We start from the raw sequence: 15,060 nt of genomic DNA, 5'->3' as shown, positions 1-15,060 counted from the left end.
CTGTGATAGAAGAACTTTTACCGTATTATGAAAAACAATTACAAGAATTTGGTCAGCAATCACGTGAGTTTGCACAGAAGTATCCAAAAATTGCGCAACGACTCTCTTTAAACCAAGAACAAATAGATGATCCACATATTGAACGCTTAATACAGGCGTTTTCTCTTATTGCAGCACGTATTGATAAGAAGCTCGCAGACAGCTACGATATTTTTACTCGATCATTATTTGAAGTCATGTTTCCACAGTATCTTCGTCATTTTCCTGCATGTTCTGTAGTGAGCTTTGAAGATCTGAATAAGCAAAAACAGTTAACCGAAGTTCATAAAATTCCTGCGCAAACCACATTAAAATCTCGTAGTTTTAAAGGGGTACAATGTGAGTTTAATACCACGCAAGATGTGCGTTTATTACCTTTACAACTCACAGAGTTAAATTTTAAAACTAATCCAAGTGCGCATATGCATTTAAATCAAAATGCAACTTTAAGTTTAAATTTTGAAATATTTAATCTGGCTTATAAATGGTTGAAAACAGAAAAATTACCGATTTATTTAGATGCGATTTCTAATTTCCCATTACAAGTATTGGATAGTGTTTTTAAAAAAAGTACCAGTTTTAGTTTAAAGATCGGGCATCGAGTGATTGATATTCCCAATCCATTTGAAGTTATGGGGTTTACAGAAGAAGAAAGTTTATTACCTGTCGATGAACATACCCACCATGCTTATCGTTTACTGATGGAATATTTTTGTTTTTCGGATAAATATAATTATTTAAATCTAAATTTAGATTTTTTAAAGCATTTTAAACTTGAGAATAATAGTTTCGAAATTCAAATTCATCTTAAATTGAATTTAAATGATCAAGCGATTATTCGAAATTATTCTGAGTTGAATGTCGCCAACTTTAAACTGTTTACCAGCCCAGTCGTGAACTTATTTGAGAAACAAGCTGAACCACAAAAAATTAATCATAAGCAACTTGAATATCCATTGATTACTGATATCCACCATCCGGAGTTTTATCAGGTATATTCGATTTTAACCATGAATATGGTACGTGAAAAAAGCAACCAAGATCAGGTTTTGCATCCAGTTCTACCTTTCTTTGCGATGAGTCATTATCGTGGCGATGAGGTTCAATTTTTCTATGCCTTAAACCCAACACAATTACATAACCAATTTGTAGAAACAGGTTATTCAATTATTTCGAAAAATTTAGAACCGCAGAATATTAAATCAGATTTTATTAGTACAAAATTGTTGTGTTCGAACCGTGAATTGCCACATGAAGCATTGAGCCAATCCAATAATATTTTAAATTTAAATGACAGCAGCATGGCACGCCGTGCCTTGGTATTAAAACGTCCGAATGTACCTTTTCATTTTGAGCAAAATGCCAAGGAACAATGGCGCATCATTTCGCATCTTTCGTTGAATACTTTGGCATTAATGAAAGGTGATGCAGTCAGTCATATCAAAGAATTATTAGAACTTTATAATTTACCTAAATCGAAAGAAAATCATTTAATTATTGATGCAATTAAAACCATTACTTTTGAATTGACACATAAATTGGTTGAAGCAAAGCCATTCCCAATGTTTGTACGTGGTGTAAAAGTTGTGATCTCAATCGATGCACAAATTTTTCGTGGGCATAGCTTGTACATTTTTAGCGAATTGATTAGTCATATTTTTAATTTAAAAGTACAAATGAATAGTTTTGTTGATGTCATGATTTTTGACTCAAATACACAACAGGAGTTATACCAATGCGTTCAGAACGTTGGTGGCAAGAAGCTTCTGTAGTTGATGAGCTTTTTAAATCGCCTACCTCATTTGATTTTATTCAAAGCACACGCTTGTTTCGTCATGTGCCTTATCGACAGCACAATAAGTATTGGGCGAATGATTTTAGTTTTGAAAATTCTCTGAATTTAAACTTTCCAATCTCTGAAATTGAAGCATTAGAGCTGAAAGATGAAAAAATTCAATTAACCAATTTAATTGTAGGTTTAACAGGGACACTCGGTGCTTTACCGTATACGTATACGAATAAGGTAAAACAAGCTCCGCGTAAGCAAAGAGATGAAGTTGTTAAATTTTTAAGTTTATTTAATCATAAGCTTACAGCGCAATATGTAGATTCTAGCCTGACATATAATCTGCCTATTCGTTATGAGATTGAACAAGAAAATCAGTATTTAGACATCTTGCATGCTTTAAATGGTTATATTAGTACCCAACATGAACAGCCTGAATTGGATGATTATTTTGCTGAATTTGCAGGATTAATGCAGGGGCAAAACAATACTGCACATGCAATGAAAACCATGTTAGCGTGTATTTTTAAGCAGCATGTTGAAATTGAAGAATTTATCGAAGAAAAATTTAAATTACCTGATGCGCAAAAAACAGTTTTAGGTGGCGAACGTCCGAGTTTATTGGGTATTAATACGTTTTGTGGTGAAACCATTCGGCAAATTGACGGCAAGATTGAGATCCGCATTGGTCCTCTCAATCGAGCACAATATTTAGAATATTTACCACAACAAAAACAAAGTCAAAAATTAAAAAGTATTTTACAAAGTTGGTGTAGTCCAACATTACTCGTTGATTTGCGTTTGATTATTGCCAAAGAAGAAGTGAAACCATTGTGTTTAAATTCTGAGCCTTCATTTGGGCTTGCTCAAGGTGCTTTTTTGATGCCACATACAGCACAAGACAATGATGAAACATGTTATGCATTATTAGGGGTCGCATAATGCTAAAGATTATTCTTGGGACATTCATTAGTATCTTTATTGTGGTCTCTACCATTGTTATTTTTTATTGGCGTGACAGTAAATACGAACCCAATACGATCGATTTTGTACTGTATTTTGCGCTGATTCCCTTGGGTATCTCATTGCTATTATTGTCTCCGATGATGATTTCAAAATGGTATAAACATCGACAGGAACAGAAAGAAAAGCAACAATTGGCGGAGCAACAAAAACAAGAAACACCTGAAGTTGAAGAGCAAAAAAGTGAAGATGTCGATTGGATTAAATTAAATGTTTTTTCAGCATCGACATTAAGTGCAATGGGTGAGGATGATTCAAATTTACAAGCCTTGCAGGATCATCACAGTGCAGAGTTAGATAAAGAATTGGTCAATGGCTATGGTTTGCCAATATTGGCATATCGTATTGCTGAAATTGATGATTTAATCGAAGCAAATGAGGAAGAGGGCACGGCTACTCGTCAAAGTCGAATTATGGCTTTGCTGCAGCATCAATTAGAAAAAAATACAGAAGTGTTGTGGCAGGTTGCAGAGCATTTAAAGCAATCAGCTTTGTTTTATGACAGTCATCTGGCACAAGTTTATCGTATGCATCCTGCATGGATTGATCCGAATGCACATGTTGATGATGAGGAAAATATTGAACGTGTGGTTGAACAGGTCGCTCAATTAAATCGAATGAATGTACATCTTATTGTTGCAGAAAATTTACTGCATGTATGGGATGAAGCGACAAGTACCGAAAAAATTCAAGATTATTTAAATGAATTAGGTATTATTCCTCAACAAATTAATATCGAATATCATTATTGGGGACAAGGAACAGCATATTGGGAATGGTTGAACTTACTGAAGTCAGTTCAACAACAAGAGATGGATGTCTCTTTAATGTTGTGTGTTGATTCTGATATTGACCAAGATGTGATTGATGAAAAGATTTGGATGACAGAAAGTTATGTTCCTGCTGAATTCGTGAGTAGTTGCGTTATAACGGCATTACCGATGCAAGTCATTAATTTACAAAATATAAAGTCGATTCGTATTGCATTGAATGAAAAAAATATATTAAACAGTTTAGAGACTTTACAACTAAAGCAATTAGCTCAATATGAACAGGAAAGCCCTTTTGTGATTGTTATGGATGATCCTGCTGAGATCAAAATGTTAAAAAAGTTAGAACAAAATTTTTCGCAGACCCCCATAGAAAGTTACCATTATTTATATAGCAAATCAGCTTTGGGTCATACACAGCATCTTTCTAAAATTTTTGGATTTATGTTGGGACTACAACTTCCTGAAGAGATGTATGCCATGATTTATAGTGCCGAATATGCGCAAACTCAGGTTTTTATTGGAACTGATTTTGCCAATGATGAAATTAACCCACAGATTTAAAGAATAAGAAGAGAAGCGAATGTATATAATTTTAGGTTATTTGTGGCAGTACGTGACCAATCCAAAGGCGATCATTGCATTGTCTTTATTTGTTGCACTGCTTTCATCATATAGCGTTATACCCAGACAGTATTTCTGGATGTTGGTTGCCGTGTATGTATTGGGGTTATTCATCTACGGTATTTATTGGCTGATTCAGCGTAAACGCAATGCTGACCAAGGTGAAGCATTGGTTGAAGCGATTACTAAGGACACTGAAGCTGAATACGGTAAACAAAAAGATAAAGAAGAGTTACAGCTGATTAATCAGCAAATGAAAGACTCAATTCAGCTGATTCGTAAGTCAAAATTAGGTGATAAAAAAGGTAATGCAGCAGTATATGAATTGCCTTGGTATATGGTGATTGGCAATCCAGCTGCGGGTAAAAGTTCAGCAATTTATAATTCAGGTTTAAAATTTCCTTTTGAAGAAACCCATCAAAAAATGGTTTCAGCTGGTTTAAGCGGTACACGTAACTGTGACTGGTTTTTTTCCACAGAAGGAGTGTTACTGGATACAGCAGGTCGTTATTCTGTTTATAGTGAAGACCATTCTGAATGGTTAGGTTTTTTAAATATATTAAAGAAGAACCGCTCCAAAGCACCGATTAATGGCTTAATCGTTATTGTCAGTATTGCTGAATTGGTCAGTCAAAGCCCTGAAAAATCACTTAAATTGGCTAAAAACTTACGTGCCAGAATTCAAGATTTAACAGAACGTTTAGAAATTTTTTCGCCTGTATATTTGGTCTTTTCAAAAATGGATTTGATTGCAGGTTTTACCGAATTCTTTGAATGCTATGAAGACCAAGAGTTTGATCAGGTGTGGGGGGCAACAATCCCTTATGATCCCCAAGCAACGCAAAATGCGACAGAGGTTTTTGAACAACATTACAATGTTTTATACGATGGTTTGAAAGGTGTCAGTACGACACATTTAAGTCGCCGTCATGCAAAAAATATTTCTCCCAGTGTAATGACTTTCCCACTTGAATTTAAAACATTAAAACCGGCTTTAAAAACCTTTATTGGGACATTGTTTGAAGAAAATCCGTACCAATTTAAGCCTGTATTCCGTGGCTTTTACTTCACCAGTGCTTTGCAAGAAGGTGTGATTGAAAGTCCAATGACCGAGCAAATTGCTGAAGAGTTTCATCTTTCAAAAATTCCAAACAGTGAACATGGTATCCCACAAAATTCTATTTCACAGAACCATGGTTATTTCTTAAAAGGTCTATTCTCGGAAGTTATTTTAAAAGATAAAAATTTGGTTAAACAGCATATTAATCCAGCGAAAAAACGTCAGCGTTATTTGGCTTTTATTGCTGCATTGTTGGGTGTATCTATTATTCTTGGGCTTTGGGTGTGGTCATATCGCAATAACCAACAATTAATTGCAGATGTTCAAGCAGATTTAAATAAAGTTGTACAAATGGAGCAGACGTCTGGTCAAGAGCTTTCTACGCAACTGGATGCTTTATTAATTTTGCAACAACGCTTAGAACAATTGGATGATTTTGATCGTCATCGCCCATTAAAATTTGCTTTTGGTTTATACCAAGGTAATGAGTTACGCGAAAAACTTAAAGCAGAATACTTGAAAGGTGTGAAGCAAATTGTATTGGTTCCTACCCAACAGAATATTGCTCAATATTTACAACGTGTTAAAACCAACCAAGAAACTTTAAAGCAAAACCACGTGAATGTCGAAATTAAGCCGACATCTTCAAATCAAGTGGTGACTGAGCCTTCAGATACCAATCCGCAAGATGCTTATAATGCTTTAAAAGCTTATTTAATGCTGAGCAATCCACAATATATGGATGCGAGTCATTTAAGTGATCAAGTGACACGTTTTTGGCGTTCGTGGTTAGATGCCAATCGTGGTCAAATGCCACGAGGTGAAATGATTCAAAAAGGCGAAAAAGTACTGTCTTATACAATGACGCTTGCGAATGATAAAGCTTTTCCAGTGTTAGAGTCTGATTCACAAATGGTGGATCAAATTCGTCAAGTATTGTTATCTGTAATTCGTGGTATGCCTGCGCGTGATCGTGTCTATAACGAACTTAAAATGCGTGCAGCAGTACGTTTCCCAGCAGTAACTGTGGCACAAATTGTCGGTGAGGCTAATAAAGCAACAGTACTTGGTGGCTATGCACTGCCGGGTGTATTTACTCAAAAAGCTTGGGATGATTATGTTGAAACAGCGATTGATGAAGCTGCAAACAAGCCAACGGATACCAAAGATTGGGTATTAAACAGCTCACAATCTGATGATTTAACGTTTAGTGGAAGTCCTGATCAGATTCGTAAGCAATTAACGCAATTGTATAAACAAGAATATATCGCTGAATGGAAAAAATTCTTGAATGCTGTGCATTATGCGAAAGGTACTGATTTTACTCAACAAGCAAAAATTATTGATGTTTTAGGTGAACCACAGAATTCGCCAATTCGTGTTCTATTAGATCGCGTAGCGAAAGAAACCAGTTGGGATAATCCTGTTGTACAAGCAGAATTAGCAGCTCCAAAAACAGGTTTTGTTGCATGGTTTAAACAAAAGGTACTTGGACAAGGTAAGGCGGATGCAACTCAAAAAGCTGCAACACAGGCCCAAGGTCCAATTTCTCAAGAATTCCAAGTGTTCTATCAATTGGTTCGTAAGCGTGATGATCAACAAAATAAATCATTATTAGATGAATACTTGGATAACTTCTCTCAAGTACGCAGTAAGTTAAATGATTTGAAGAGCACTGGAGATATGGGGCCAAGTGCACTTGCTTTGGCGAAACAAACCATTAATGATCAGACCTCTGTTTTCAATACCACTCAGAAAGTGGTTGATGAAAAACTAACGGTTGGCTTAAATGAAGCAGATCAACAAATTGTACAAAAGCTTTTAGTCAGCCCATTAATTCAAACGTTTGAAGGTTTAATTACACCTGCACAAGATGAAATTAATAAACTTTGGACATTACAAGCCTATCAACCGTTTACTCAAACTTTAGCGCAAAAAGTTCCATTTAATAGTTCGGGAACAATTCAAGCGACCAGTAATGAGATTAGCCAAATTTTTGGTGATAACGGTAGTATTTCCCATTTTGTAAAAGAAACCTTGGATCCGTTTGTGATTCGTCGTGGTTATACTTTGGCATCTAAAACTTGGAAAAATATGGGGGTAAGCTTAAACCCACAATTTGTAATGAGTTTTGAGCAATATACGACTCCAGTGGGTGGTGCGACCGCGGGTGCTCCTACAGGTGCAGCACCTGCAGCGAATCAATCCAACTTCCAATTTAATCCAATTCCAAATCCACAATTATTGTCTTATACGATTGATATTGATGGACAACGTTTAGTCTATGAAAATGGTATTCAACAATGGGTGAACTTCATTTGGCCAAATCCAGGTTCTATTCCTGGTGCACGAATTACGGCTGTGGATTTAGAAGGTCAAACACATACCATTTTTGAAGAACCAGGTGAGTACGGAATCAATAAGCTTATTGATTCTGCACAGCGCAAACCTGCGAATGGTAGTTATGAAATGACATGGATCAGTAAACAAGATCCAAAATTTTCAGTGAAGGTTAATTTCCGCTTAATTAGTGGTAATGCTTCAGGTGCAATTGGTGCAGGGCGTGGTTATGCAGGATTGAAACTGGTTGATAAGGTGACAAGTCCTAAAGCGCCTTTAGTGGTTGCTGCACTACAAGCACCTGCTTCAGCTGCGCCACGTCCACAAGCATCATCACCATTTACAGGAAATGGGCAAGCAGGAGTAAATCCTGCACCTGCACAGCCGCAAGTACCTACAGGCACTGCACCCAGCCATCCGCAAACACCAGCAAGTCCTGTACCTGCTACACCGAATACAGTAGGGGGAGCAACACGATGAACAACCTATTTGATTTTGTGCAAGGGAGAAGCATATGCAACTGTTAAGGACGACACCTCTGTATTATGGGAAAAGCCCTGCGCGTGGTGACTTTTTAAAAACCAAAGGACAATATGCACTGATTCAAGTGATTGATCAATGGATTACGGAAGCATTAGAACATGCGATGCGTCATCCAAACTTTAATGAGGCTTATCAGACGCTACCGTCATTGGATTTCTTTATTGCAAATCCGAAAGAAAATATGTTCTTAGCGGCAAATCTGATTACCAGTGAAGACAGTTCAGGTAGACAATTTCCGATGGTGCTGAGCCACTTATTGGAAGTTGATACCCCTTTGCAGAATTTGTTATTTGCACCTTATACCTATAAGCCAGTTTTGATTGATTTATTACAAAAAAATCGAGTCATTCGTAGTATACGAGACCCTGATATTTTGATGGATAAACTGGGTAAAATTGGTCATGAAATTCAAATCTTATCGGTTTCACAAAGTAATGATTTCTTTGAAAATCATACAATGCATTCATTTGCACAACTGCTGAAAATCAGTGCTTATGAACTTGCACAAAGCATGCTTGGTTTAGGCTTGTTATTACAGCCAATTATTAAGCATGGTACCAGTAAGCTGAATAAAGTCCTGATTTTACCGATCAATAATCAAAGTTATTGTTATGAAATCGCTGCATTTTGGGTCAGTCTAATTGGTCGGTTTTTGTCACAGCATAATGTTGAAGCTTTGATTGGAATCTTACATACAGATTCGCCAGTTTTACTGTTTGGATTCCAAGGTGCAGATATTCTAGCGCTGAGTGATATTTTTACCCAAAGTATGGACAATGATCATTGGGTGTCTTTGATTCAAGCACAATGGATTGATAAGTATTTAGAGCAAAATGCAGGGCTAGCCGCATTGGAACAGGCTTTATGTGAAAGACAATTAAGTTTGAAACAAGGCATGCGATTGTTCCAACAGACTTTTATAGAAGAATAATGATGAAAAATAGACAAAAAATATTCAGCACATTAAAGCTAACGAGTTTGTTGTTAGGAATCAGCATCTGTAGCTTCAGTTATGCAGCACCGATTGTTGTTGAAGGCGCTGTACCAAATGATGCCAGTAAGCAAGCAATTTTGGCTAAGTTACGTTCAGTCTATGGCGATGATCAAGTGGTGGATAAAATACAGATCCGAGCCGTTTCTGCACCCAATGGTTGGAGTGATTCAGTTACTCGTGTGATTACGCCAGATTTAAAAAAGGTGTCGCAAGGAAAACTGACGGTTCGTGGTACACAAGTAGATCTAACGGGAAAAATGGGCAATGAAGCTGATATTCAGCCCACCGCAACTATTTTCCAGACTTTAGTTCAGGCTCCGTATCGTTTTAATTCACAGTTATCAGTTAATGCTGCCGAGCAAGCTGTCGTTGATAATGCATTAAAGAATCGTATTATTGAGTTTGCATCAGGAAATGCTATTTTATTACCTGCAGGAACACAAATCCTAGATGAAATGGTGGTTGCATTAAATAAGGTTCAGGGTAAAAATGTAAAAATTATTGGACATACTGATAGTCAGGGTAATCCAGAAAAAAATATGAAACTCAGCCAAGAACGAGCTGAGGCAGTGAAGCAATATTTAATTGCAAAAGGTATCGTTGCAACACGTTTAAGCACTGCTGGAATGGGCGCGAGTAAACCTGTTGCAGATAATGCGACTGAAGAAGGTCGTAAGAAAAACCGTCGTATTGAATTTGAAGTCTTATAGATTCTAGGCTCAACAATAATTGATAAAAATAAGGATAAAATGATGGCATTTCCCTATATTACAATCGGCTCTCCAACCACAGGTGGTGGGCAAGTGATTTCAGCCAATCAATCTTTTGTGATTGAGGGTAAAGCAATTGCTTGCGTTGGAGATAAAGCAACTTGTCCAAAGCATCAATGTGTTTCTACAATTGTGTCTGGTGATACTCATATGTTGGTGATGGGTAAACCTGCGGCACAGCATAATTCGCCTTTATCTTGTGGTTGTAAATGCATAGGCAATCAGTCTTTGACGGTAGGGCAGAACTAATCATAGGAAATCAGTTTGAAGAGCTGAAATGCTTTATTTTTCTTGTTTAATACCTTTTATTTAAAAATGAATATAAAAAAAGCCCCTTCAGGATGAAGGGGCTTTTTTTATATTCATTACCTAGGTATAACTCCTGTCGTACCTCACATCCTGTTGCAAAAACTTATCATTGTTGTTTTAGTTCCAGAAACGTCCTGTTTCCTCATGTTTAAAGAATAATAAAATACTCGAATGAGGTCTATACGCTTAATGCATCAGCTTTTGTAAGCTGAAGCGTACATGGTTAAAATTAAACATTTGCATATTGAATCAGTTTATTCACGACAGATTTTACCGCTTTTTGATCAAACTCATTACTTTCAAAGGTTTCACCTTTGCTTCGACTAAAAATATCTCGAAGCTCAATGACTGCATTTGAATCAATCATGCCTAAAAAAGCACAGACTTGTTTAATTTGATCGATTGAACGTGAACCATTGGTTCCACCATAGCTGACAAAGGCTGAAGGTTTGGCTTGCCATTCTTTATAGACATAATCCAATGCATTTTTTAAAACGGGACTATAACCATGGTTATATTCAGGGGTCACAAAAATAAAGGCATCTCCAGAAGCAATTTTATCTGCCCAATCTTGTTGCTTCGGTTGATCATAGATACCAGTTGCAGGTGATTTTGCGCCAGCAAAGAAAGGTAAATCCCATTCTTTTAAATCCACAATTTCAACATTCAGTGTACTAAAACCTAAGTTTTCGATTTCTTTTAATAACCAATGAGCAACTTTAATGGCAACGCGACCTTCACGAATACTGCCCACAATAATTTGAATATTCATTTTTATACCTGTTTAGATTTTTCTTTAATTAATCGTAAATTAGAACAATTGCATAGTATTTATTTGTAAGTATTTTATTAGATTTTAGGTGTTTATCTCAGAAATAAAAAAGCTCCCGAAGGAGCTTGATCAATCATGTATTTTTCAACATGACCTTTACACCAATTTCACGCCTTGCTGACCAGCAGGAGTCACTTTGAAAATTTCGACTTCAAATGTAATGTTTTTACCTGCCAAAGGATGGTTAAAATCGACTTCGGTGATGTCATCACCAACAGTTTTAACCACACCAAATAAGCTTTGCTTAGCTTTATCTTCAAACTCAATCATATGACCTTCAATTGGACGCTGTTCAAACTTCACAGTATCAAATTTCTGGATATTTTCAGGGTTCCACGGGCCAAAAGCATCTTCAGGAGGTAAACTTACGGTACGGCGGTCGCCTGCACGTAAACCAAACAATGCTTTTTCAAAACCAGGCAATAGACTACCATCACCCATAACAAGGCTTACAGGTTCTTCACGGCTACGGGTATTATCAATTTCTACACCGCTTTCAATCGCTACAGAAAAGTGTAAATCTACTTTTGAACCTTCAGAAATACGTGTTTCTTCGTTCGGATTAATCATTTCAGTCATTTTTCGCTTCCGCACGTTGAATACGTTGCTTTTCTAAGAAGAATGTATCAATTAACAATAAAATTGTACCCAATGTAATCGCACTATCTGCAATATTAAATGCTGGAAAGTTATGATCTTGATAGAATACGTGAATAAAATCGACCACATAACCTAGCGTAACACGGTCAATTAAATTCCCAATCGCACCCCCTAAAATTAGGGCAATTGCCATCGGCAAAACCACCGTTGTTTTTGGCATACGCATCAGCCAAAACACAAAGATGATTGATACAATTCCTGCAAGCCCAGTGAATAAATAATGTTGCCAACCACCCGCATCAGACAAGAAACTAAAGGCTGCGCCATAGTTATGTAGTAATGTCCAATTCAAAAAGGGCAACACAGGGACAGGGTTTGCATACGTCAAATGCGCACTTGCAATCGATTTTGTCCATTGATCCAACACAATGGCAAGGACTGAAAGTCCAAGCCAAAGTAAATTGTGTGGATAAAACTGAAATAAGCCCTTTTTATTTTGCGGATTAGGCATACTTTCTCTCTTCACCTTGACCTGTAGGAAGGTTAATAATACAACGAGAACAAAGACCTGGATGTTCGTGATGTGTATTTACATCAGGAAGGACATGCCAACAACGCGCGCACTTTTCACCATCAGCTGCTGAAACTTTGACACGTAAGCCATCAAGATCTGTCGCTTCACCTTGTATTTCATCCAATGTATTCACAATCACAGTGGACGTGATCAATACAAAACGAAGTTCATCACCCAATTGATCAAGTACGGCTTTAAGTTCTGTATTGGCCCAAAGTTCAACTTTGGCAGACAAATTTGAGCCAATCAATTTTGCATTACGTGCAGCTTCAATTTGCTTATTCACTGCAGATTTAACCGCAATCATGATTTGCCAATCTGCTTCTGAAATCAAATTCGCTGTTGATGCAACAGGAATGTCATACCATTCAGATGTGAACACATATTTTTCAGATTGTTCTGGAATTAAAGGCCAAGCTTCTTGCGCCGTAAAGGTCAATATAGGCGCCATCCAACGAACAAAAGCTTGTACCAAATGATACAACGCTGTTTGCGCAGAATGACGTGCTTGAGAATCCGCTTTCGTAGTGTACTGACGATCTTTAATGATGTCTAAGTAGAAACCACCCAAGTCATTGATACAGAAATTGGTCAAGGCATTGGTGACGATATGGAAATTCATATCTTCATAAGCTTGCTGAATGGTTTTCTGTACATCAGCCGCGCGCTGTAAAATGTATTGATCGAGTGCGATCAATTGGTCTACAGGCAATGCATCTGTTGATGGTGTGAAACCATTTAAGTTTGCCAATAAGAAACGAAGCGTATTACGAATACGACGATAACCATCTGATGCACGGCTAAAGATTTCTTTACCCGCAGTCATTTCATAACGGTAGTCGGCAGATGCAATCCAGAAACGTAAACCATCTGCACCCATATCTTTAATGATGTCTTGAGGGGCAATGATATTACCCAATGACTTAGACATCTTACGACCTTTCTCATCTACTACGAAACCGTGAGTGAGTAGGCCTTTATAGGGTGCGCGTTCATTAATGGCGATAGAGGTCAGCAATGAAGACTGGAACCAACCACGGTGTTGATCTGAACCTTCAAGGTACAAATCAGCAGGATCAGTGAGTTCTTCACGTTCACGTAGTACAGCAAAATGCGTTGTACCAGAATCGAACCAAACGTCTAAGGTATCTCGAATAGCATTGTACTGTTCTGCATCTGCACCAATGAATTCAGAAGCATCACGGTTATACCAACCATCGATACCTTCTTTTTCAATCAGCTTAGCGACTTCTTCGATCAACTCAGGCGTACGAGGGTGCAACTCATTGGTATCTTTATGTACGAAGAATGGGATTGGCACACCCCAAGTACGTTGACGTGAGATACACCAATCTGGACGACCTTCGATCATCGATTGGATACGGTTTTTACCCCAATCAGGTACAAAGTCGATGTCGTTTTCAATCGCATTCAATGCATTTTGACGCAAGCCTTTTGCATCCATGCTGATGAACCACTGTGGGGTCGCACGGAAGATAATCGGTGTTTTATGACGCCAGCAATGTGGATAGCTGTGTTTGATAACGACATGCGCCCAAAGTTTATTGCTTTCGGTTAATGCAGCAATAATTTTAGGATTGGCTTTGTAGATGTGCTCGCCTGCAAAAATTGGCGCAGTCGCTAAATACACACCGTTACCACCAACAGGATTATCCACTTTTAAGTTATACAATAAGCCAACTTTATAATCGTCCACACCATGACCAGGCGCGGTATGTACTGCACCTGTACCACTGGTTGCAATCACATGTTCACCTAAAATTACAGGAACTTGGCGATCACCAATCAACGGGTGCTGTAATTGTAAGTTTTCAAGTTTTGAGCCGACAAAGTCTGCAAGCACTTCAAATGCTTCAAAGCCATAACGTTCAGAGGCAGACTGAACTAACTCTTTGGCTAAAATGAGGTTTTGAGCAACTTTATTTTCACCTGTTGCTTTAACCAGTTGATATTCAATATCGGCATGAAGAGCAACAGCTTGGTTTGCAGGCAATGTCCAAGGTGTGGTTGTCCAAATCACGATGTCAGTTGAATCGTTTACTGTAATGCCTAAACGTGCAGATAAATCAGCTAAATCAACAACCGTAAAACCGACATCAATTGCATCGGATTTTTTATCTTCATATTCAACTTCAGCTTCTGCAAGCGCAGAGCCACAGTCTAAACACCAGTTGACGGGTTTAAGACCCGGTTCAATGTGTCCCGCTTTGGCAATTTTACCCAATGCACGAACGATATTCGCTTCCTGAGCAAAGTTCATAGTCAAATAAGGATTGTCCCAATCGCCAAACACGCCCATGCGTACAAAGTCTTTTTTCTGTAATTCGACTTGGGTGTAAGCATATTCACGACATGCTTTACGAAACGTAGAAGCATCAACTTTTACGCCAACTTTACCAATTTTTTCTTCAACTTTAAGTTCAATGGGTAAGCCATGACAGTCCCAACCCGGCACATAAGGGGCATCGAAACCATCCATAATACGGCTTTTGATAATAATATCTTTCAGGACTTTATTGACCGCATGACCCAAATGGATTTGACCATTTGCATAGGGAGGGCCGTCATGAAGCACATATTTTTTCTTGCCAATACGCGATGCACGAATCTGCTGATAAATGTTGTCGGCATACCATTCTTCTAACCATTTAGCTTCACGTACTGCGAGATTTGCTTTCATGGCAAATTCGGTACCTGGGAGGTTTAGCGTGGCTTTATAGTCCACTGCATTTTCAGAAGTTTGCTTATCGCTCATGCAAGTTGTCATCCAATATT

General features: G+C 37.8%; 11 protein-coding genes. 7 read left to right on the top strand and 4 right to left on the bottom strand.

Annotated features, from left to right (window positions below; genetic code table 11):
• Positions 1-2 precede the first annotated feature (2 nt).
• From tssF to B9T35_RS15155, 7 genes are read left to right on the top strand one after another with little or no spacing between them, the layout of a single operon-like run.
• Positions 3-1,811 carry a type VI secretion system baseplate subunit TssF gene (gene tssF / locus B9T35_RS15185; protein ID WP_086191939.1) on the top strand — a complete coding sequence of 603 codons (1,809 nt, stop codon included), beginning with the start codon at positions 3-5 and terminating at the stop codon, positions 1,809-1,811.
• Positions 1,775-2,767 carry a type VI secretion system baseplate subunit TssG gene (tssG, locus tag B9T35_RS15180; RefSeq protein WP_086191938.1) on the top strand — a complete coding sequence of 331 codons (993 nt, stop codon included), beginning with the start codon at positions 1,775-1,777 and terminating at the stop codon, positions 2,765-2,767. The genes tssF and tssG overlap by 37 nt, the downstream gene beginning before the upstream one ends.
• Positions 2,767-4,182: a hypothetical protein gene (locus B9T35_RS15175; protein WP_086191937.1), complete on the top strand. Its 1,416-nt coding sequence runs from the start codon at positions 2,767-2,769 to the stop codon at positions 4,180-4,182. Before tssG ends, B9T35_RS15175 begins: the two co-directional genes overlap by 1 nt.
• Positions 4,183-4,201: 19 nt before the next feature.
• Positions 4,202-8,122: a type VI secretion system membrane subunit TssM gene (gene tssM, locus B9T35_RS15170; RefSeq protein ID WP_086191936.1), complete on the top strand. Its 3,921-nt coding sequence runs from the start codon at positions 4,202-4,204 to the stop codon at positions 8,120-8,122.
• Positions 8,123-8,156: 34 nt separating this feature from the next.
• Positions 8,157-9,116, top strand: coding sequence for a type VI secretion system-associated protein TagF (gene tagF, locus B9T35_RS15165; protein WP_086191935.1), 960 nt, complete (start codon positions 8,157-8,159; stop codon positions 9,114-9,116).
• Positions 9,113-9,889, top strand: coding sequence for an OmpA family protein (locus B9T35_RS15160; RefSeq protein WP_416202453.1), 777 nt, complete (start codon positions 9,113-9,115; stop codon positions 9,887-9,889). Before tagF ends, B9T35_RS15160 begins: the two co-directional genes overlap by 4 nt.
• A gap of 42 nt (positions 9,890-9,931) precedes the next feature.
• Positions 9,932-10,198 carry a PAAR domain-containing protein gene (locus tag B9T35_RS15155; RefSeq protein ID WP_086191934.1) on the top strand — a complete coding sequence of 89 codons (267 nt, stop codon included), beginning with the start codon at positions 9,932-9,934 and terminating at the stop codon, positions 10,196-10,198.
• A 289-nt stretch (positions 10,199-10,487) separates the two neighbouring features.
• On the opposite strand, the gene B9T35_RS15150 is transcribed toward B9T35_RS15155, so the two are convergent.
• From B9T35_RS15150 to ileS, 4 genes are all read right to left on the bottom strand, one after another.
• A complete protein-coding gene (locus B9T35_RS15150; RefSeq protein ID WP_086191933.1) occupies positions 10,488-11,030 on the bottom strand; it encodes an NADPH-dependent FMN reductase in 543 nt (180 codons plus the stop codon).
• A 156-nt stretch (positions 11,031-11,186) separates the two neighbouring features.
• Positions 11,187-11,669: an FKBP-type peptidyl-prolyl cis-trans isomerase gene (locus B9T35_RS15145; RefSeq protein ID WP_086191932.1), complete on the bottom strand. Its 483-nt coding sequence runs from the start codon at positions 11,667-11,669 to the stop codon at positions 11,187-11,189.
• Entirely contained in the window at positions 11,662-12,201 is a 540-nt protein-coding gene (lspA, locus tag B9T35_RS15140; RefSeq protein WP_086191931.1) for a signal peptidase II, read from the bottom strand. The genes B9T35_RS15145 and lspA overlap by 8 nt, the downstream gene beginning before the upstream one ends.
• A complete protein-coding gene (gene ileS / locus B9T35_RS15135) occupies positions 12,194-15,040 on the bottom strand; it encodes an isoleucine--tRNA ligase (protein ID WP_086191930.1) in 2,847 nt (948 codons plus the stop codon). Before ileS ends, lspA begins: the two co-directional genes overlap by 8 nt.
• Positions 15,041-15,060 lie beyond the last annotated feature (20 nt).

Source organism: Acinetobacter sp. ANC 3832 (genome assembly GCF_002135415.1).
Taxonomy (GTDB): Bacteria; Pseudomonadota; Gammaproteobacteria; order Pseudomonadales; family Moraxellaceae; genus Acinetobacter.
Note: the sequence above shows the minus strand (reverse complement) of the source record. Positions and strands in the feature narration are given on the sequence as shown.

Excerpts from the sequence above, each read along its gene's own strand:
- tssG (WP_086191938.1), top strand. The coding sequence starts at position 1,775 with ATGCGTTCAGAACGTTGGTGGCAAGAAGCTTCTGTAGTTGATGAGCTT.
- B9T35_RS15175 (WP_086191937.1), top strand. The coding sequence starts at position 2,767 with ATGCTAAAGATTATTCTTGGGACATTCATTAGTATCTTTATTGTGGTC.
- tssM (WP_086191936.1), top strand. The coding sequence starts at position 4,202 with ATGTATATAATTTTAGGTTATTTGTGGCAGTACGTGACCAATCCAAAG.
- tagF (WP_086191935.1), top strand. The coding sequence starts at position 8,157 with ATGCAACTGTTAAGGACGACACCTCTGTATTATGGGAAAAGCCCTGCG.
- B9T35_RS15155 (WP_086191934.1), top strand. The coding sequence starts at position 9,932 with ATGGCATTTCCCTATATTACAATCGGCTCTCCAACCACAGGTGGTGGG.
- B9T35_RS15150 (WP_086191933.1), bottom strand. The coding sequence starts at position 11,030 with ATGAATATTCAAATTATTGTGGGCAGTATTCGTGAAGGTCGCGTTGCC.
- B9T35_RS15145 (WP_086191932.1), bottom strand. The coding sequence starts at position 11,669 with ATGACTGAAATGATTAATCCGAACGAAGAAACACGTATTTCTGAAGGT.
- lspA (WP_086191931.1), bottom strand. The coding sequence starts at position 12,201 with ATGCCTAATCCGCAAAATAAAAAGGGCTTATTTCAGTTTTATCCACAC.
- ileS (WP_086191930.1), bottom strand. The coding sequence starts at position 15,040 with ATGAGCGATAAGCAAACTTCTGAAAATGCAGTGGACTATAAAGCCACG.